The 17,935-nt window shown below is 69.6% G+C and carries 15 protein-coding genes and 1 pseudogene; 12 read left to right on the top strand and 4 right to left on the bottom strand.

Annotated features, from left to right (window positions below; translation table 11 throughout):
- Positions 1-14 precede the first annotated feature (14 nt).
- Entirely contained in the window at positions 15-812 is a 798-nt protein-coding gene (gene map, locus MLE64_RS00665; RefSeq protein ID WP_423748239.1) for a type I methionyl aminopeptidase, read from the top strand.
- Between the two features lie 76 nt (positions 813-888).
- On the opposite strand, the gene MLE64_RS00660 is transcribed toward map, so the two are convergent.
- Entirely contained in the window at positions 889-1,392 is a 504-nt protein-coding gene (locus MLE64_RS00660; RefSeq protein WP_243314695.1) for a thioesterase family protein, read from the bottom strand.
- Between the two features lie 20 nt (positions 1,393-1,412).
- Here MLE64_RS00660 and ispE point away from each other — a divergent pair, with 20 nt between their 5' ends.
- From ispE to MLE64_RS00605, 11 genes are all read left to right on the top strand, one after another.
- The gene (ispE, locus tag MLE64_RS00655; protein ID WP_243314693.1) at positions 1,413-2,267 is read left to right on the top strand and encodes a 4-(cytidine 5'-diphospho)-2-C-methyl-D-erythritol kinase; all 855 of its coding nucleotides are present in this window, start codon (positions 1,413-1,415) and stop codon (positions 2,265-2,267) included.
- 17 nt (positions 2,268-2,284) lie between these two features.
- Complete coding sequence (locus MLE64_RS00650; protein ID WP_279342837.1) at positions 2,285-3,850, top strand: NAD(P)H-dependent oxidoreductase; 1,566 nt, start codon at positions 2,285-2,287, stop codon at positions 3,848-3,850.
- A gap of 60 nt (positions 3,851-3,910) precedes the next feature.
- Positions 3,911-4,831, top strand: a complete 921-nt coding sequence (locus tag MLE64_RS00645; protein ID WP_243314688.1) for an ABC transporter ATP-binding protein — start codon at positions 3,911-3,913, stop codon at positions 4,829-4,831.
- 2 nt (positions 4,832-4,833) lie between these two features.
- Entirely contained in the window at positions 4,834-5,892 is a 1,059-nt protein-coding gene (locus tag MLE64_RS00640) for an ABC transporter permease (protein ID WP_243314686.1), read from the top strand.
- 48 nt (positions 5,893-5,940) lie between these two features.
- Complete coding sequence (locus MLE64_RS00635) at positions 5,941-8,382, top strand: hybrid sensor histidine kinase/response regulator (RefSeq protein WP_243314684.1); 2,442 nt, start codon at positions 5,941-5,943, stop codon at positions 8,380-8,382.
- Between the two features lie 38 nt (positions 8,383-8,420).
- The gene (locus tag MLE64_RS00630) at positions 8,421-9,683 is read left to right on the top strand and encodes an MFS transporter (RefSeq protein WP_243288090.1); all 1,263 of its coding nucleotides are present in this window, start codon (positions 8,421-8,423) and stop codon (positions 9,681-9,683) included.
- Positions 9,680-11,170, top strand: a complete 1,491-nt coding sequence (gene hutH, locus MLE64_RS00625; protein ID WP_243314682.1) for a histidine ammonia-lyase — start codon at positions 9,680-9,682, stop codon at positions 11,168-11,170. Before MLE64_RS00630 ends, hutH begins: the two co-directional genes overlap by 4 nt.
- Complete coding sequence (locus MLE64_RS00620) at positions 11,167-11,841, top strand: HD domain-containing protein (RefSeq protein WP_243314681.1); 675 nt, start codon at positions 11,167-11,169, stop codon at positions 11,839-11,841. Before hutH ends, MLE64_RS00620 begins: the two co-directional genes overlap by 4 nt.
- Before the next feature lie 7 nt (positions 11,842-11,848).
- Positions 11,849-14,104 (top strand): HEAT repeat domain-containing protein, encoded by a 2,256-nt coding sequence (locus MLE64_RS00615; RefSeq protein WP_243314678.1) that lies wholly within the window; start codon positions 11,849-11,851, stop codon positions 14,102-14,104.
- Between the two features lie 73 nt (positions 14,105-14,177).
- Positions 14,178-14,702, top strand: a complete 525-nt coding sequence (locus MLE64_RS00610) for an inorganic diphosphatase (RefSeq protein WP_243314677.1) — start codon at positions 14,178-14,180, stop codon at positions 14,700-14,702.
- Between the two features lie 7 nt (positions 14,703-14,709).
- Positions 14,710-15,417: an HAD hydrolase-like protein gene (locus MLE64_RS00605; protein ID WP_243314674.1), complete on the top strand. Its 708-nt coding sequence runs from the start codon at positions 14,710-14,712 to the stop codon at positions 15,415-15,417.
- On the opposite strand, the gene MLE64_RS00600 is transcribed toward MLE64_RS00605, so the two are convergent.
- The 3 genes and pseudogenes from MLE64_RS00600 to MLE64_RS00590 form a co-directional block, all read right to left on the bottom strand.
- Positions 15,401-15,994, bottom strand: a complete 594-nt coding sequence (locus MLE64_RS00600) for a LolA family protein (RefSeq protein WP_243314671.1) — start codon at positions 15,992-15,994, stop codon at positions 15,401-15,403. The genes MLE64_RS00605 and MLE64_RS00600 overlap by 17 nt on opposite strands.
- Positions 15,995-16,703: 709 nt before the next feature.
- Positions 16,704-17,279 (bottom strand): annotated as a pseudogene (locus tag MLE64_RS16000) (GTP-binding protein); the annotation flags it as partial.
- Positions 17,280-17,354: 75 nt separating this feature from the next.
- Entirely contained in the window at positions 17,355-17,843 is a 489-nt protein-coding gene (locus MLE64_RS00590; protein ID WP_243314668.1) for a peroxiredoxin, read from the bottom strand.
- Positions 17,844-17,935: the final 92 nt, after the last annotated feature.

The raw sequence follows: 17,935 nt of genomic DNA, 5'->3' as shown, positions 1-17,935 counted from the left end.
TGACCGAGGGCAAGATGGTCCTGATCCGAGAACAGATCCGCTACAAGAGCCGCAAGGAGATCGAGAAGCTCCGCGAGGCGGGCCGCGTGGCCGCCAACGCGCTCCGCCTGGCCGCCCGCGCCGCCAAGCCCGGCGTGAGTCTCCTAGAGATCGACCGCGTGGCCGAAGCCTACATCCGCCAGCAGGGCGCCAGCCCCAGCTTCAAGGGCTACCACGGCTTCCCCGCCACCCTCTGCACGTCGGTGAACGACAAGGTGGTGCACGGCATCCCCTCCAAGTACGTGCTCCAGGAGGGCGACATCATCGCCATCGACTGCGGCGCCAAGCTGGACGGCTACCATGGCGACACCTGCCTGACCGTGGGTGTGGGGAAGATCAGCGAGGAGGCCAGGCGCCTCATCCAGACGGCCCAGCTGGCCATGTTCGTGGGCATCGAGCACTGCCGCCCCGGCGAGCGCCTGGGCGACATGGCCACCGCCGTGCAGACCTTCGCCGAGGAGCGCGGCTACTCCGTGGTGCGCGAGTACATCGGCCACGGCCTGGGCAGGGATCTGCACGAAGATCCGCAGGTGGTCTTCGCGGACCAGCGGCCCGGCACCGGCTTCCGCATGGAGCCCGGCATGACCATCACCATCGAGCCCATCCTCAACATCGGCAGCCACAGGTGCCTGGTGGAACCCGACGGCTGGACCGTACGCACCCGCGACGGCCAGCTCTCCGCCCAGTTCGAGCACGACATCGCTATCACCAAGGACGGGCCGGAGATCCTCTCGATCCCCGATCCTGAGTTCGAACTCGAAGACGGGCTGTAGGGCAGTTCTCAGTCCTCAGTCCTCAGATGCGCGGACTGAGCCCAAGCGTACGAAAAACGCGAACGCGTTTTTCGCCTCACCCCTTCGCCCACCGCCTGATGGCCTCTGGCACTTCGAGCTGGGGCCCGTCGTACTCCATCAGGCGGAGCACCTCAGCCATGGGGACGTTGCCGGCCTTCCCTCGGAAAAGGGCTTTCACCACACCTTCGGCGGCGAGGTCGCCATCACGTTTCAGGAACCGCTGCTCCAGGAAGACCCACTTATCGTCCCAGCCCAGCAGGCGTGTGTGGAGGGTGAAGGGTTCGAACAGCTCGAGGCTGCGGCGGTAGCGCATGGTGATGCCGCCGACCAGCGGCTTCCAGCGGTTCCCCAGCATGGCCCGGCCCAGCTTCGTCCGGAACGTAAGGTCGAACCGCCCTAGGTCCATGATGCTGAGGAAGCGCCCGTTGTTCATGTGGATGTTCATGTCCAGGTCGTTGGGCCAGACGCGGAAATGCAGCACGGAGACGTCCAGGGGATCGAGTCCCGGACGGCGCCAGAGCGTAAGCAGTTTCCAGAGGGTGCGGAAGAAGAGGACCATCCGACCAGCCTAGCGGAGCGATGCGCTACCTTGGAGCCATGGCTCTCCAGGTCTCCGCCCCCGCCAAGCTGAACCGCTTCCTCGCCGTGCTGGGCCGGCGTGCCGACGGCTTCCACGAGCTGGAGCTGGTCACCACGGTGCTGGAGGGTGTGGCGGCGCTGACGGACACGCTGTCGGCCGAGCCGGCCCCGGCGCTGACGATTGAGATCACCGGCCCCACCGGTCAGGGCCTCACAGCGGACGAGTCGAACCTGGTGATCAAGGCCTGGCGCCTCCTGGAGGAGGCCGCCAAGCGTCCCCTGCCCGCGGCCCTGCGCCTGGAGAAACGCATCCCCCACGGCGCCGGCCTCGGCGGCGGCAGCAGCGATGCGGCGGCGGCCCTGCGGTTGGGGAACCGGATGTTCGACCTGGGCCTCGACGACGCGGTGCTGCTGGGCCTCGCCGCCCGCCTGGGCAGCGACGTGCCCCTGTTCCTGCTGGGCGGCACCGTGCTGGGCCTGGGCCGGGGCGAGCGGGTGTTTCCCCTGCGGCCGGTGCCGCTGGAACCCCTCCTGCTGGTCCACCCGGGCCTGCATGTGAGCACGCCCAGCGTGTACCGGGCCATCCAGGACGTGGGCTATCCCTTCCCCGAGGCCCTGGCGTCGCAACCCGAAGGCGCCGCACCGCCCTGGCGCAACGACCTCACGGGCGCGGCCCTGTGGGTGTGCCCGCCCCTGGCGGAGGTGCGCGACGCCCTGCGCGATACCGGCGGCGAGCCACTGCTCTGCGGCTCCGGCAGCTGTTGGGTTGCCCGGTACGACAGCGTCGAGGCGCGGGGCGAGGCCGCGGCGCGGATCTCCGGCCTCCGGCCCGACTGGGGCCTCTGGCGCGTCTGATCGATCCCAGGAGTAGGATGGCCCCATCCCATCCGGACGGAGGGCAGGTGGCGGCATCCACGGAAGGCGCGGCACCAAGGGTTCTCGTGATCCTGGGTCATCCTCGCCTGGACAGCTTCTGCGCGGCCCTTGCCGGGGCCTATGAAGCAGGCGCCCGGACCGCGGGCTTCGAAGTCGAGCGCCTCGACCTCGTCAGCCTCGCCTTCGATCCGAATGTACGGACGCCCTCGCCCCGGGAACAACCTCTGGAACCGAACCTGGCCCGGGCCCAGGCGCTGATCCGCTGGGCCGACCACCTGGTCTTCGTCTACCCGGCCTGGTGGGGCACCCTGCCCGCCCTGCTCAAGGGCTTCCTCGACCGCGTGCTCACCCCCGGCTTCGCCTTCGAGGCCCAGGACGAGGATCCCGCCTCCTGGACGAAGCTGCTGAAGGGGCGCTCGGCCCACCTGCTGGTGACCATGGACACGCCGTCCTGGGTCTACCGGCTCATCTACCGCCAGCCCGGCCACCAGGCCATGCGGCGCGCCACTCTGGGCTTCTGCGGCGTGGCGCCCACTTTCATCTCCACCTTCGCCCCTGTGAAGCCCGCCACCGCCGAGATGCGGGCCCGGTGGCTGGGCCAGGCCCGGGCCGAAGCGACCCGGCTGCCCGGCCGCCTCCGCCGCCACGCCCTCCTCCGCCGTGCCGGAGCCTGGCTGCGCCTGCTCCGCCTGCAGTTCTACCCCATGGCCTGGGTGGCCTACACCATTGGCGCCCTGGCGGCGGCGAGGCACGGCGCCTTCTCGCGTCCCGTCTACTGGCTCGGCTACCTGTGCCTCTTCCTGATGGAGGCGCTCACCGTGGTCAGCAACGAGTGGTTCGACCAGGGCACGGACCGCCTCAACCGCCACGCCGGCCCCTTCAACGGCGGCAGCCGCGTGCTGGCGGACGGGGAACTCGGCCCCCGCAGCGTCCGGCGGGCCATGGCCGGGCTGGCCCTGGCGCTGGGCGCGAGCCTGGCGGCCCTGGGTGCCGTCCAGGCCCCGTCCGGGTCGGGCCTGGCGGCCATGATCGCCCTGGCGGTGCTCGCCGCGGGCTACACTGTGCCCCCCCTCAAGCTCGTCTATCGGGGCCTGGGGGAGCTGGACGTGGGCCTCACCCACAGCTTCGCGGCCATCTTCGTGGGCGGCTTGCTCCAATCCGGCATCTGGCGGGACCCCTTCCCCTGGCTCACGGGCCTGCCCCTGTTCCTGGCCACCCTTTCCGCCATCACGCTCTCGGCCTTGCCGGACCACGAGGCAGACCACGCCGTGGCCAAGCGGACGCTGGCGGTGCTCCTGGGACGCCGAGGGGCCGCCTGGGCCGCTCTGGGCTTTGCGGTGGCGGCTGCTGTCTGCGGGGTGGTCTGGCAGCGGTGGGGCCTCTTCGGCGGGACCAGCGGGCTCCTCGTCTTCCTGGCCCTTCCCCATGCGCTGCTGCTGGCCCGGGCCATCCTCCGGTACCTCCGCCGCGGCGCGCCCTGCGAGCGCATCGACGGCCTCATGGCCCTTGCCCTCACTTACCTCCTGTGGTTCGGGATCATCCCCCTGGCCCACCTGTCCTGACCCACCTTCCTGTACGCACAGGAAATTGAACCCGGGCATGATGGTGGGTCCGAGGTGTCCATGACCGGCTCCGCATTGCAAATCCGCGGCCTCCGCAAGGCCTTCCCCAAGGTGGTGGCCGTGGACGGCGTGGACCTGGACGTGGCCCGGGGCGAGGTGTTCGGCCTGCTGGGCCCCAACGGCGCGGGCAAGACCACCACGCTGGAGATCATCGAGGGCCTCACCACTGCGGACGCCGGGGACATCGAGATCCTGGGCCTGACCTGGGCCGAACGCGGGCAGGAGATCCGCGCCCGCATCGGGGTGCAGCTCCAGAGCACCAGCCTCTTCAACAAGATCACGCCCCGGGAGGCCCTGGACCTCTACGGCAGCTACTACCCGAAGCGCCGGAGCACCTCGGAGCTGCTGGACCTGGTGCAGCTCCAGGAGAAGGCCGACGCCTACCACATCACCCTCAGCGGCGGCCAGCAGCAGCGCCTGGCCCTGGCGCTGGCCCTGGTGAACGATCCGGAGCTGGTCTTCCTGGACGAGCCCACCACGGGCCTCGATCCCCAGGCCCGGCGCAGCCTCTGGGACGTGGTCCGCCGCATGAAGGCCGAAGGGCGCACGGTCATGCTCACCACCCACTATATGGACGAGGCCGAGGCCCTCTGCGACCGGCTGGCCATCATGGACCACGGGAAGGTCATCGCCACGGGCACCCCGGCCTCGCTCATCTCGGACCTGGCCATTCCCAGCGTGGTGGAGCTGACCTTCGAGGGCGATGCGCCCGAGCCGGCGGCCTTCGCGGCGCGATTGGAGCAGGCCGTGGAGCGGCGCGCGGACCTCTGGGAGATCCCCACGCCGGACCCCAAGGCCCTGCTGCCGCGGCTGCTGGAGGCCGCTGAGTCTGCCGCCGTTCCCTTCCAGCAGGTCCACATCCGGCGGGCCACGCTGGAGGACGTCTTCCTGCACCGCACCGGCCGCAGCCTGAGGGAGTAGTGATGATGCTCTGGCGCCAGTTCGCAATGGAATGGCGGCTCTACCGCCGGGACCGCGTGGCCATGTTCTGGACCTTCGCCTTCCCGGTGGTGCTGCTGCTGGGCTTCGGCACCATCTTCCGGGACGGCGGCGGGCCGAAGCTCTCCGTGGTCCGCGTGCAGGCTCCGGCTCCGGGTCCGCAGGACACCGCCCTGGACCAGGCCCTGGTCGACGTCCAGCTCAAGGTGCAGGCCCTCCCGAAGACCGAGGCCGAGGCCCGCTGGTCGAGGGGCGAGACCGCCGCCCAGCTGGAGACCGATGGCGCGGGCTACCGCCTCCGTCTGAACAGCTACCTCATGGCCCAGGCGGGAGCCACGGCGGGGCTGGTGAACCAGGCCTGGCTCATGGCCCAGGCGCGATTGAACGGATCGCCCGAGCCCCAGCGGATCCCCGTCTCGGTGGAGAGCCCCGGCCACAAGCACTCCGCCAACTACGCCGCCTTCCTGCTGCCGGGCCTGCTGGGTCTGAACCTGGTGAGCATGGGGCTCTTCAGCGTGGGCATGGTGAACGTGTCCTACCGCGAGAAGGGCAAGTTCCGCCGCTTGGCCGTCACGCCGCTGCCCAAGTGGATCTTCCTCCTGGGCCAAGTGCTGCACCGCCTGACGGTCACGGTGGTCCAGGCCGCCATCCTGCTGCTGGTGGGACGCCTGGTCTTCGGCATCGAGAACCAGGGCTCCTTCGTCGACCTGTTCCTCATCATGACCCTGGGCACCGGCTGCTTCATGGCCTTCGGCTTCGCCCTCAGCGGCTTCGCGGAAACCTCCGAGGGATACGCGGCCATCTCGAACCTGGTGTTCTTCCCCCTCATGCTGCTGAGCGGCGTCTACTTCACGCTGGATTCCGCCCCGGCCTGGCTCCAGCACGCCGTGGCCATGGCGCCCCTGGCCCCCTTCCTGCGGGCGCTGCGGGCCGTGTTCAACGACGGGGGCTCCCTGGCCGGACACGGCGCCGGCCTGGCCATCGTGGCCGCCTGGGGGCTTGCCGCCTTCGCCCTGGCGGTGCGGCGGTTCCGATGGGCCTGAACCTGTCCAGTTCTACAGCCGGATGGCAGATGACCCGATAACGGACCCATGCATCCGCCAGGGGAACCCCAGGATCCTGCCGAGGCCCTGGCCTTGGTCCGCCGCTACCTGAACGCCACCTACCGCATCGCGGAGGCGGCGCTTCGCGCCACCGACCTCCAGGAGATCTACACGCGGATCCACACCATCGTGCGGGATCTCATGCCGGCCGAGAACCTCTACTTCGCCCTGTGGGACAAGCCCTCCGACACCGTCTCCTTCCCCTATTTCGTGGACGCCCAGGACCCCAAGCCCGAGCCGAGGCAGCTTCGGCGGGGGCTCACGGAGTACGTGCTCCGCACGGAGAAGCCTCTGCTCCTGGACACGGAAGTCCTCCTGGAGTTGGAGGCCTCCGGAGCGGTGGAGCCGTTCGGGACGAATTTCCTGGACTGGCTGGGGGTGCCGCTGGTGGGCAGCGAAGGCGTGTTCGGCGCCCTGGCCATCCAGATCTATGAGGGCGACCGCCGGTACACCCCGGAGGAGCGGGATCTGCTGGTCTATGTGTCCGGCCAGGTGGCCATGGCCATCGAGCGGAGAGCCGCCGAGGACGCCCTCCGCCTCAGCGGCGAGAAATTCACCAAGGTCTTCCAGGCCAGCCCGGACGCCATCAACCTGACCAGCCTGGACGACGGCACCTACCTGGACATCAGCGACGGCTTTACGCGCCTCACGGGATGGACGCGAGAGGAGACCCTGGGCCGGACCACCCTGGACCTGAAGATCTGGGGCCAGCCCGAGGACCGGGAGCGGGCCGTCCGCCTCATCCGCGACCACGGGGAGTTCACGGGCCTCGAGGCCCCCTTCCGCCGCAAGGATGGCAGCCTCCTCACGGGCCTCATGTCCGGGAAGATCATGGAGGTGGATGGCACGCCATGCCTGCTATCCATCACCCGGGACATCTCGGACCGCAAGGCCGTCGAGCAGGCGCTCCAGGCGGAGCGCGGGCTCTTCGTGGGCGGGCCCGTGATGGTGGTGCGCTGGCGCGCCGCCGAGGGATGGCCGGTGGACTACGTGTCCCCCAACGTCCGGACCATCCTGGGCTACTCCCCGGAGGACCTCGTCAGTGGCCGGGTCTCCTACAACAGCCTGGTGCATCCCGATGAACTGGAGGCCATCCACCAGGCCGCGGCGGCCTTCAGGGCCCGGGGCCAAACCCACTACGAACAGCAGTACCGGCTGCGGACGGCCGCCGGGGAGTACCGGTGGTTCTACGACTTCAGCACCTCGGTGGCGGGACCGGGGTCGGACCCCGGCTACCACCTGGGCTACCTCCTCGACATCACGGATCGCCGGCGCGCCGAGGAGGCGCTGCGCCAGAGCCAGAAGCTGGAGAGCCTGGGCGTGCTGGCGGGGGGCATCGCGCACGACTTCAACAACCTGCTCACCGTGGTGCTGGGCAACCTGAACCTCGCCCAGCTCAAGCTCCCCGAAAACGCCCCGGTCCGGCCGTACCTCGCCAACATGGAGGCGGCCATCCTGCGCGCCACCGAACTCACAAAGCAGATGCTGGCGTACTCAGGGCGGGGCCACTTCGAGGTCCGGCCGCACGACCTCAATGCCGTCGTCCGGGACCTCACCCACCTGCTCGAGGTGTCCATCTCCAAGAAGGTCCGCCTCCACCTGGAGCTGGCCGCCGACCTCCCGGCCATCCAAGCCGACGCGGCCCAGTTCCAGCAGGTGATCATGAACCTGGTCACCAACGCCTCCGACGCCATCGGCGACCGGGAAGGCACCATCCACATCACCACCTCGGCAGGGGATCTCGACGTCTCGGCCCTCCGGAACGAGTTCAGGCTCGAGGCTCCCAGGCCGGGGCGCCACGTGATTCTCGAAGTCGAAGACACGGGCTGCGGCATGACGCCCGAGGTGATGGACCGCATCTTCGATCCCTTCTTCACCACCAAGGCGGCGGGCCGGGGACTTGGGCTCTCAGCCATGCTCGGGATCCTCCGCGGCCACGGCGCCGGCCTGAACATCACCAGCCAAGTCGGCCGGGGCAGCCGGTTCAGGCTCTGTTTCCCCGCCGCGGACGAGGTCCCCGTCTCCGGGTCCAGGCAGGCCTCGCATCCCGAGCCGGCACCCTTCCGCGGACTCGTGCTCCTCGTGGACGACGAGGAGCAGATCCTTCGGACCACGGGGACGGCCCTCGATTCACTCGGATTCCAGGTGCTGGTCGCCCAGGATGGCCTCGAGGCCCTGGAGCGATTCCGTGAACACGGAAAGAACCTCCATCTGGTGATCATGGACCTCACCATGCCGCGCCTGGATGGCCGGGAGGCCTTCCGGACCATGCGGAACCTGGATCCGACCATCCCCGTAATCCTCAGCAGCGGGTATTCGGAGCAGGACTCACTCCAGACTTTCCCCGAAGGCGGACCGACGGGTTTCCTCCAGAAGCCCTACCAGCTCAAGGACCTGAAGGCCGTCATCCAGAGAGCCCTGGGAAGCTGAGACGCATCCCAAGCTAAACTGGTCGGCTGGAGATCCTCATGCCGTCTTCCAAGCGCGCCAGGCTGGCCATCTTCCTCACCGTGTTCACCGACCTGCTGGGCTTCGGCATCGTCATCCCGATCCTGCCCCTCTATGCCAAGGAGATCGCGGATCACCCCAGCGCCTGGATGGAGGGCGTCAACCACTTCCTCGGCCTCGGCGGCACGGGCACCACGCCGGGAGCCTTCTGGGCCGGCGTGGGCTTCCTCAGCTTCAGCCTCATGCAGTTCATCGCCTCGCCCATCCTCGGCCGCACCTCCGACAAGGTGGGCCGCAAGCCCGTGCTGTGGATGAGCCTGGTGGGCTCGGCCATCGGCTACCTGATGCTGGCCCTCACCAGCCGCTTCGAGTGGATGCTGGCGGCACGGATCCTGGACGGTATCACCGGCGGCAACATCTCCGTGGCCCAGGCAGCCATGGCGGACAGCTCGGCCCCGGAGGAACGCTCCAAGGCCATGGGCATGATCGGCGCCGCGTTCGGCCTGGGCTTCGTGCTGGGCCCCGCCATGGCCGGCATCCTCAGCGGCAGCGCCTTCGGACACCATCTGCTGGCGACCCGCGGCTGGCACCTGCCCTTTTTCGTGGCGGCGGGGCTGTCCCTGACCGCCTCGCTCCTGGTGGCGCTGTGGGTGCCGGAGACGCTCGACCAGGAGGCGCGGGCGCGGTCCCGCGAGACCCGCGGCCATGCCCTGGTGAAGGCCTTCAAGCGCCCGGGCATGCCCCAGCTGCTGATCGTGTCCCTGCTCGCCATGGCGGGCTTCTCCATGATGGAGGGGACCTTCGCCTTGCTCGTGCACGCCCGCTTCGACTTCCACCAGCGGGAGGTGGGCTTCCTCTTCGCGGGCATCGGCATCCTCATGGTGATCTACCAGGGCGGCCTCGTCCGGATGGTATCCAAGCGCATCCCCGAGCGGATGGCCCTCATCACCGGGCTGCTCCTCCTGGGCATCACCCTGCCCCTCATGCCGAAGGCCGCCTGGATGTGGCCCTTCGTGCTTCTGTTCATCCCCCTCTCCTGGGGCAGCGGCATGAGCAACACCGCCGGCTCGGCTCTCGCCAGCCGGCTGACCCCGCCGGAGGACCAGGGCAGCCTCTTCGGTGTGCTGAACGCCATGACGGGCCTGGGGCGCATCATCGGCCCGGCCGTCGGGACCTTCGCCTTCGCCCGCTGGGGCGGCCAGGCTTCCTACACGGTGGCCGGCCTCACCATGGGCCTCGCCCTCCTCCTCGCCCTCACCCTCTCCCGCAAGGTGCCCGCATGATCCGCCTCGATGGACGCTCCCTCACCGCCCCCCTGCTGGCGCGCATCGCCGCCGGCGAGGGCGTCTCCCTCGACGAAGGCGCCCTGGCCCTCGTGGCCGAGAACCGGGCTGTGGTGGACCGCATCGTGGCCGAGGGCCGCACGGTCTACGGCATCAACACGGGCTTCGGCCAGTTCGCCACGGTGGTCATCCCCCCGGACCAGCTCCAGCAGCTCCAGCTCAACCTCATCCGCAGCCACGCCGCCGGCGTGGGCGAGCCCCTGCCCGTGGACCAGACGCGGGCCCTGATGGCGGCCCGCATCAACTGCCTGTTGAAGGCCCACAGCGGCATCCGCCCCGGGCCCATCCGCCTGTTGGCGGAATGCCTGAACCGCGGCATCGTGCCCGTGGTGCCCAGCCAGGGCAGCGTGGGCGCCAGCGGCGACCTGGCCCCCCTGGCCCACATGGCGCTGCTCCTCGTTGGCGAGGGGCTCGCCTGGTCCGGCGACCGGCACATTCCCGGCGGCGAGGCCCTGGCGAAGGCGGGCCTGAAGCCCGTGACCCTCCAGGCCAAGGAGGGCCTCGCCCTCATCAACGGCACCCAGCTCATCACGTCCCTGGGCAACCTGGCCACGGAGAAGTTCACCCGCCTGGCGGATCTGGCCGACGAGATCGCGGGCCTCAGCCTGGAGGCCCTGCGGGGCACCCGCGCCGCCTTCGATCCCCGCATCCACACCGCGCGGCCCCACCCAGGCCAGATCGCCGTGGCCGAGCGCATGCGGGAAATCCTGGGCGCCTCCAGCGAGATCTCGGAAAGCCACAAGGACTGCCACCGCGTGCAGGACGCCTACAGCCTGCGCTGCATCCCCCAGGTCCATGGGGTGACGCGGGACGCCCTCCAGTTCGCCAGCGCCATCCTCGAGCGGGAACTCAACAGTGCCACGGATAATCCGATGATCTTCACAGACACCCAGGAGTCCCGTTCCGGTGGCAACTTCCACGGCCAGTATCCCGCCTTCGCCTGCGACGTCCTCGCCATCGCGGCGGCGGACCTCGCCAGCATCTCCGAGCGCCGGCAGGAGCGCCTCGTGAATCCGGCCTATTCGGATCTTCCGGCCTTCCTCACCCAGAACGGCGGCCTCGAATCCGGCTTCATGATGGCCCACGTCACCTCGGCCGCTCTGGTGAGTGAGATGAAGGGACTGGCCCATCCCGCCTGCGTGGACACCATCCCCACCAGCGCCGGGAAGGAAGATCACGTCAGCATGGGCCCCATCGCCGCCCGCAAGCTGCTGCGCGCCGTGGACGCCCTGGAGCAGGTGCTGGCCATCGAGGCCCGCATGGCCCTCGAGGGGCTGCGCATCCTCGGGCTCGCCCCGGCCACGGGCCTCCAGCCCCTGGTCGCCCGCCTGGCGGAGGCCTGCGCTCCCTGGACCGACCGGGTGATGTTCCAGGAGATCGACGCCACCCTCGGCGCCCTCCGCGCCCACCAGGAAGTCTGCCCATGACCACCCCCTGGCGGCCTGCCTGCGAACTGGCGCTCCGGCGTTTCTCCGATGCCGACGCCATCCGGTTCTGGGGCATCGGCCACCAGGTGAACGGCGAGTATCAGCCCATCTTCAACTACCGCTTCGAGCACACCTACGCGGCGGTGCTCCTGGCCCGGTGGCTGGCGCCCCTGGTGGGCGCGGACCTCGAAGTGGTGGAGTGCGCGGCCTGGCTGCATGACGTGGCCAAGCGGCTGAAGGATCCGCACGCCAAGGACACCCATGCCCAGGACGCCTCGGCCCAGGTGGAGGAGATCCTCTCGACCACGGATTTCCCGCCGGGGAAGATCCCTGCCGTGCGCCACGCCATCGAGCACCATGTGGGTTTGAAGCTCACGAAGCGGCTGGAGCCCATCGAGACCGCCTGTCTCTGGGACTGCGACAAGCTCAGCAAGATCGGGGCAGCCAGCCTCATCCACTTCGGCTGCATCAGCGGGGCCTTCCAGCCCATCACCACGGCGGAGATTCTGAAGCGCGGCGAGGCCTGGCTGGACCTGGCCCGGGGCATCACCGCCAGCTTCAACACCGAGCCCGCCCGGGAGGAGGGCCGCCGGCGCCTGGCCTTCCTGGAGGCCCACTACGCGCAGCTGCGCCGGGAGTGGTCCGATCCCATGAAGGCGACGCCCCCATGAGCCCGATATGAGCGATGTCCTCCAGCTGGCCCAGAGCCTGGCCGTGGCCTTCCGGTCCCTGCAGATGTACACCGCGGCCCATCCCCGTTCCAAGGACGCCGTGGCCGCGGCCTACGCCACCCTGCAGCTGCATCTGGAGGAACGCCCGCGGATCCAGCTCGTGGTCTCGGGGGCTCGGCCCTTCTTCAATGGCGAGGCCCAGGACGACCGCAGTCCGCACCTCGCCGCCCTCGTCCGGCAGGTCACCGAGCGGGGGGTGAGCGGCTTCATCGTCGAGCGCGGGGCGACGCTGGAGGAGTTCACGGCCTTCCTGGAGGCCCTGGGGACCCGGCCTCCGCGGGTCCAGGAGCTGGGCGGGCTCGAGAGCATGCTGCTGGCGGCGGGCGTGAAGCGCATCCAGATCACCCAGGTCCGCTACCAGGTGGTGCTGGAGGGCGATGAGGGGGAGGATGCGGGACGGGAGCTGAATCGCGCCCCCTCGGTCCAGGCCCCGCCCCTCGAGGATCCGCTGGTGAAGGCCATCCGGGAGGCCCTGCTGTTCTCCCTGCCGATGGGCCCGGGCCCCGGAGCGGGTTCCGCGGAGGCCGATGAGCTGGCCTTCCTCCAGGACTTCCAGCCCCTCCACCTGGGGGGTCTCGGCGCCCTGGGCGCCGAGCTGGGCTTCGGGCCGGACCAGCCCTCCGCCGACCAGGTGGACACGCTCGGCCAGGTCCTCTCGGGCCTCGGCCCCGGGACGCTGCTCCGCCTGCTGGCGGGCCTCGGCACCCTCCCCCAGGATCCTGCTGGACTCGCCATCGGGGCCCACGGCCTGGCGGGAGGCCTCCTGCAGCAGGCGGTGGCCGGCCTGCTCGGCCTGGGGGCCGACTGGGGTCAGCTCGCGGGCCCCGTCCAGGGCATCCTGGATCAGTTGTCCGACAAAGACCAGGTCCGGGGCGGCCTCGGCGACTTCCTCCGGGGCCAGGGGCACGACGCCAGCAAGATCGGGCTCCTCCTGCGGCGCGTCACCTGGGAGGACCTCAGCCTCGAGGCCCGGCTTGTGAAGGTCCTGGAGGACGGCTGCCTCTTCGACCTCACGCTGGAGGAACGGCTGGCCTTCCTGAGGGAGCTGCTCGACCTCGGCCGCATCGACGACTTCGTCCGGGTGCAGGAGCTGCTCCTGGACGCCCTCCGCCAGGAGCGCCTGCTCCGCCTGCAGTCCGCCCAGACCCTCGCCGGCATCGCCCGGTGGGCCCATGCCCCGGGCCTGCCTCCGGACATCGAGGGCCCCCTGGCGGAAGGTCTGAAGGCCAACTTCCCGTGGGAACCCGATCCCCCGGTCCACCACTGGACCACTGAGGCGCTGGAGTCCCTCCTCCGGGCCCATGTCAAACGCGGCGACCTCAACCAGGTCATCTCCGATGTGCGGGAGCTGGAAGGCGCCTGCGCCTTCCTAGACCATCCCCAGCCCTGGCGCCAGGAGGCCTACGACCGGCTTCTGGAGGCCCTCCGGCGCCCGGGTGCCCTCGACGAGGTGGTGGCCCACCTCCACAGCATGGACCGCGCCCACCTCGCCTCGGAAGTCTTCCCCTACCTCGAATTCATCGGGGTTCCCATGGTCCACCACCTGATGGCCTGCCTGGGCCAGGAGGAGGACCGCGTGAAGCGGGGACGGCTGGTGGAGGCCATCCGCCAGATGGGGCCGGCGGCCCTCCCGCCCATCCTCCAGGCCCTGGAGTCGCCCACCTGGTACCTGGTGCGGAACGCCCTCACCCTGCTCACGGACATAGGCGACGCCGGCCTCCTCCCCGCCATCGCGCCCCTGCTCCGGCATCCGGAACCGCGGGTCCGCCGGGTGGCCATCCGCTCCCTGTGGCGGCTGTGCGGCCCCGCCTCCGAACCGCATCTCATCCCCCGGATGAAGGAGACCGATCCGGGGGCGCTCGAAGAGGTGCTCTTCGCCCTGGGCCAGCTCAAGTCCGTGGCCAGCCTCCCGGCCATCGCCGAGTTCGCCCAGGACCGCCGCGCCATGGAGAAGCTGCGGATCAAGGCCATCGAGACCCTCGGGGCCATCGGCTCGCCGGAGGCCCAAGCCCCCTTGGCGGAGCTGGTCCGGCGCCGGGGCTTCTTCACCGGCACGGAATCGTCCCCCGTCCGGCTGGCGGCCGCCCGGGCCCTCGCGGACCTGGGGACGCCCGGCGCCACGTCGCTCCTGAGAAGCGTCCTCGACGCGGAACCGCGAGGCGAGTTCCGTGAGGCCCTGATGGGGCTGATCGGGCTCGCCTGAGGGGAGCCTCGGGGCGTGCCGGCGTGACGGACGTCACAGGACATGCGAAAATCGGGGCCTTCGCGGAGCTTCCATGTCCCTGGTCCACCTCGATCCCGGCAAGCAGGCGCCCGAGATCGTCAACGCCATCATCGAGATCCCCACGGGCTCCCGGATCAAGTACGAGATCGACCACCACACGGGCTTGGTCCACGTAGACCGGGTGCTGTTCTCGCCCTTCCACTATCCGGCCGAGTACGGGTTCATCCCCGGCACCCTGGCGGAAGACGGCGACCCGGCGGACATCCTCGTGCTCATCAACGGCGCGACCTACCCCGGCGTGGTGATGCGCGCCCGACCCATCGGCCTGCTGCGCATGAGGGATGACAAGGGCCCGGACTCGAAGGTGCTGGCCGTGGCCACGGACGATCCCACCTACGCCCACGTGACCTCCCGCAGCGACCTGCCACCCCACTTCCTCCTCGAGGTCGAACACTTCTTCCTCACGTACAAGGATCTCGAGCGCAAGAGCGTCTCCAGTGACGGCTGGGGCGGCAAGGACGAGGCGCACGCCTTCGTGCGGGCATCCATCGAGGCCTTCAACAAGCGGAAGAAGTAGGGCGCCGATGACCGCTTCCGAGGAGGCACCCGGCCTCGTCTGCTTTGACCTGGACGGAACCCTGGTGGATCCCCTGCTGGGCGTCCGCAACTGCCTGCGGAAGACCTGCGACGCCTTCGGGCTAACCCTTCCGGACGAGCTTACCGTCCGCGGCTGGATCGGCTTCGGCATGCGCGAATCCCTGGCCACCCTCCAGGGTCTGGAGGACCCGGAGCGGCTGGAGGAGGCCCTGGATTTCTACTGGGAGCGGTACCGGGAGGACGGCGTCTTCGAGCACGAGCTGTATCCGGGCGTCTTCCATCTCCTGCATCGGCTGAAGCGCCAGGGGCACCGCATCTACATCGTGTCCGCCAAGCCGACCCTCTTCGCCCGTCGCATCGCCTACCAGTTCGACCTGAACCTCATCTTCGATGACATCTTCGGCAGCACCCTCAAGGGGCGCTGGCAGCCCAAGACCGACGTGGTGGCGGGCCTGGTGCGCCAGGGCGCCCTCTGGCCCGGCGGCGTGTTCATCGGCGACCGGGGCGTGGACATGGTCGCGGCGAGGGACCACGGCCTCGAGGCCATCGGCGTGGGCTGGGGCTACGGCAGCCCGCAGGAGCTGGAGGACGCCGGGGCCGAGCGCATCTTCGACACGGTGCCGGAACTCGACGGCTGGCTGCGGGAGCGGTTCCCGCAGGCGGAAGTGTTCGACGCCTTCAGCCGTTCGGAGTAGCCCAGCGGGTGCCAGCCGGCACTTGGGCCTTGAAGGCCGAGGCCGCGGGCGGCGGCGGAACCTTCGCGTCCAGCAGCTCCAGCCGCTGGCGGGCCCCCGTGGGATCGGTCCACTCGAGGGTGTGCAGCAGACCCTTCCGTCCCGTGGCGGTCAGGGCGGGGATGTCCGGCGCCCGGGGCACCAGCTTGACGGCCTCGCCCCCGGCGGATTCGGCCCGGTAGAGGGCCCCGATCCGGGCGGGATCCAGCAGGATCCCCAGCAGGGGGAAGTCGCGCACGGCCCGGGCCAGTTCCACCCGCTGGGCCGTCCGCGTGTCGGGATCGTACTGCACCAGATGGCGGCCATCGGAGGTCACGGCCAGGCCCGAGTCGTAGGTCACCTTGAGCTTCCCGCCCCGGGCCAGCAGCAGGTTCCCCTCCCGAGCCATTTTCCCGAACACGGCGCTGTCGCTCTCCTGACGGAAGCGGCTGGCCAGGACCGGCACCTTCGGGAAGGCGGTCCACCACCCGGGCAGGGCCGCGGCCAGGGGCCCCGCGAGCAGGGTCGCGAAGCAGAAGACATGCAGGCGGAAGGCCATGTCAGCTCCGCTTCAGCTCGACGCTGAGCTTGGCCGTGCTGCCCTTGGCCGGAGCCGGCCGCTGGATCTGCCCCTCGGTCAGCACCGTCCCCTGGTGGCGCAGCTGAACGACCACCTCGATCTCCTGGCCCTCCAGGTCCGAGGGAACCTCGATCCGCAGCACCGACGGGGCTCCTTGGCGGCCCACCTGGGTCAGTTCCTCGAGCAGCGAGGAGATGGCGTCCTTGGGATCCGGGTTCCTGGAGGGCGGGGCCGGCCGCCGGGCCTCGACCTTCAGGGAGGCCAGGGCCGCCAGGGGATCGGCCTTCACGACGGGCTTGGGCGCGGGCGGAAGGACGGCGGGCGCGGGTTCCCAGGGCGTCACAGCCTCCGGAGCCGGCGCCTGGGCCTCTACGACCGGGGCTTCCCCCTGGAAGGCCGAGAAGGCCTCGGCATCGAACCCGGACTCGCCCTCCTCCATGAGGAAGGCCAAGCCGTCGTCTCCCGCGGGAGGTTCCGGCAGATGGGGCGCCTCGATGAAGATGCCGGTATCGTCGTCCAGATCCGGCAGCGGGCCGATCCCGGACGGCTGGACTGGCCCATCCATGTCGAGGAGATCCGTGACGGAGGGCAGGTCCGACAGGGTGAGGGCCTCGATCTCGGACGATTCCGGAGTCACCCTGGAAGCCATGGGGGCGGGAGCCGCCTGGGGCTCCTCGAGCACGTGGGTCTTGATGTGGGACAAGGCCAGCTTGGTGATGCCGCGCAGGGTCTCGAAGACGCCCGTGCCGTCCGACGCCACGGACTGGAAGCTGGGCACGCCCCGGGGGTTGAAGACCGCTTCCAGCTCATCCACGGAGACCACGTTCTTCAGGTCCCGCTTGTTCCACTGGAAGACCACGGGGATGTCCTGGAGGTTGAGCCCCAGCTCCCGCATGTTTTCCTCCAGGTTCATCCAGCTTTCGCGGCAGGCATCCAGCATGGGCACCTGGCTGTCCACCACGAAGACGATGCCGTCCACGCCCTTGAGCACGAGCTTGCGGGTGCTGTTGTAGAACACCTGGCCGGGCACGGTGTAGAGCTGGAGCTTGGTCCTGAAGCCGGCCACCACGCCCACATCCATGGGCAGCAGGTCGAAGAAGAGGGTGCGGTCAGTCTCGGTGTTGAGGCTAACCATTTCGCCGCGAGCCCTCTGGCTCGTCTTACTGTAGATGGTGTTGAGGTTGGTCGTCTTCCCGCACAGGCCGGGCCCGTAGTAGACGATCTTAGCCGTCATCTGCCGGGTGGCGTGGTTGAAGAAGACCATTCCTGAACCTCTTGGGAGAAATAAGTTTAGCCCGGAAAACCCGCCGGGCTCAACGCAAATGCGGCTTTTCCGCCTTCAGGACAGGTTCTTGAGGAGGGCCAGCACCTGCTGATCGTGATCCTTCGCACGGACATCCGTGATGACCTTCCGGACGATGCCCTGGCGGTCGATGAGGACCGTGATCCGCTTGGCCATGCCAAGGAGGGGCATCTTCACCCCGTAGGTTTCGATGATCCGCCGGTCTGGATCCGCCAGGATGCTGAAGGGCAGGTGGAACTTCTCGGCAAAAGCCCTGTGGCTCTGCGTGGTGTCCGCACTCACCCCGAGGATGACCGCCCCCGCGGCCTGGATGGCGGCGAACCCGTCTCTCAGGCTGCAGGCCTCGGCGGTGCAGCCGGGCGTGTCGTCCTTGGGATAGAAATAGAGCACCACGGCCGACTTGCCCTGGAAATCCGCCAGGCGGACGAGGGCTTCGTGCTGGTCCCGGGCCTCGAAAGCCGGGGCCTTCACGCCCTCCTTGACCACCCCTGCGCTGGCCGCGCCGAAGATCGCCAGGATTCCCATCGCCGTCCTCCATCCACGACCCATGGCCGCCTCCCGAGGGGTGGGAGTGTGGCACCATCGGCTTGGCACAGAAACAGAAAACGGAGCAGTCA

Origin of the sequence: Geothrix paludis, assembly GCF_022808815.1 — a bacterium.
Taxonomy (GTDB): domain Bacteria; phylum Acidobacteriota; class Holophagae; order Holophagales; family Holophagaceae; genus Geothrix; species Geothrix paludis.
This window is presented reverse-complemented; position numbering and strand designations above follow the sequence as displayed.

Bases quoted from the DNA above. Each gene is read 5' to 3' on its own strand.
- MLE64_RS00640 (WP_243314686.1), top strand. From the start codon at position 4,834: ATGATGCTCTGGCGCCAGTTCGCAATGGAATGGCGGCTCTACCGCCGG.
- MLE64_RS00615 (WP_243314678.1), top strand. From the start codon at position 11,849: ATGAGCGATGTCCTCCAGCTGGCCCAGAGCCTGGCCGTGGCCTTCCGG.
- MLE64_RS00600 (WP_243314671.1), bottom strand. From the start codon at position 15,994: ATGGCCTTCCGCCTGCATGTCTTCTGCTTCGCGACCCTGCTCGCGGGG.
- MLE64_RS00650 (WP_279342837.1), top strand. From the start codon at position 2,285: ATGGCCCCATCCCATCCGGACGGAGGGCAGGTGGCGGCATCCACGGAA.
- MLE64_RS00660 (WP_243314695.1), bottom strand. From the start codon at position 1,392: ATGGTCCTCTTCTTCCGCACCCTCTGGAAACTGCTTACGCTCTGGCGC.
- MLE64_RS00630 (WP_243288090.1), top strand. From the start codon at position 8,421: ATGCCGTCTTCCAAGCGCGCCAGGCTGGCCATCTTCCTCACCGTGTTC.
- ispE (WP_243314693.1), top strand. From the start codon at position 1,413: ATGCGCTACCTTGGAGCCATGGCTCTCCAGGTCTCCGCCCCCGCCAAG.
- MLE64_RS00610 (WP_243314677.1), top strand. From the start codon at position 14,178: ATGTCCCTGGTCCACCTCGATCCCGGCAAGCAGGCGCCCGAGATCGTC.
- map (WP_423748239.1), top strand. From the start codon at position 15: ATGGTCCTGATCCGAGAACAGATCCGCTACAAGAGCCGCAAGGAGATC.
- MLE64_RS00620 (WP_243314681.1), top strand. From the start codon at position 11,167: ATGACCACCCCCTGGCGGCCTGCCTGCGAACTGGCGCTCCGGCGTTTC.
- MLE64_RS00635 (WP_243314684.1), top strand. From the start codon at position 5,941: ATGCATCCGCCAGGGGAACCCCAGGATCCTGCCGAGGCCCTGGCCTTG.
- MLE64_RS00590 (WP_243314668.1), bottom strand. From the start codon at position 17,843: ATGGGAATCCTGGCGATCTTCGGCGCGGCCAGCGCAGGGGTGGTCAAG.
- MLE64_RS00645 (WP_243314688.1), top strand. From the start codon at position 3,911: ATGACCGGCTCCGCATTGCAAATCCGCGGCCTCCGCAAGGCCTTCCCC.
- MLE64_RS00605 (WP_243314674.1), top strand. From the start codon at position 14,710: ATGACCGCTTCCGAGGAGGCACCCGGCCTCGTCTGCTTTGACCTGGAC.
- hutH (WP_243314682.1), top strand. From the start codon at position 9,680: ATGATCCGCCTCGATGGACGCTCCCTCACCGCCCCCCTGCTGGCGCGC.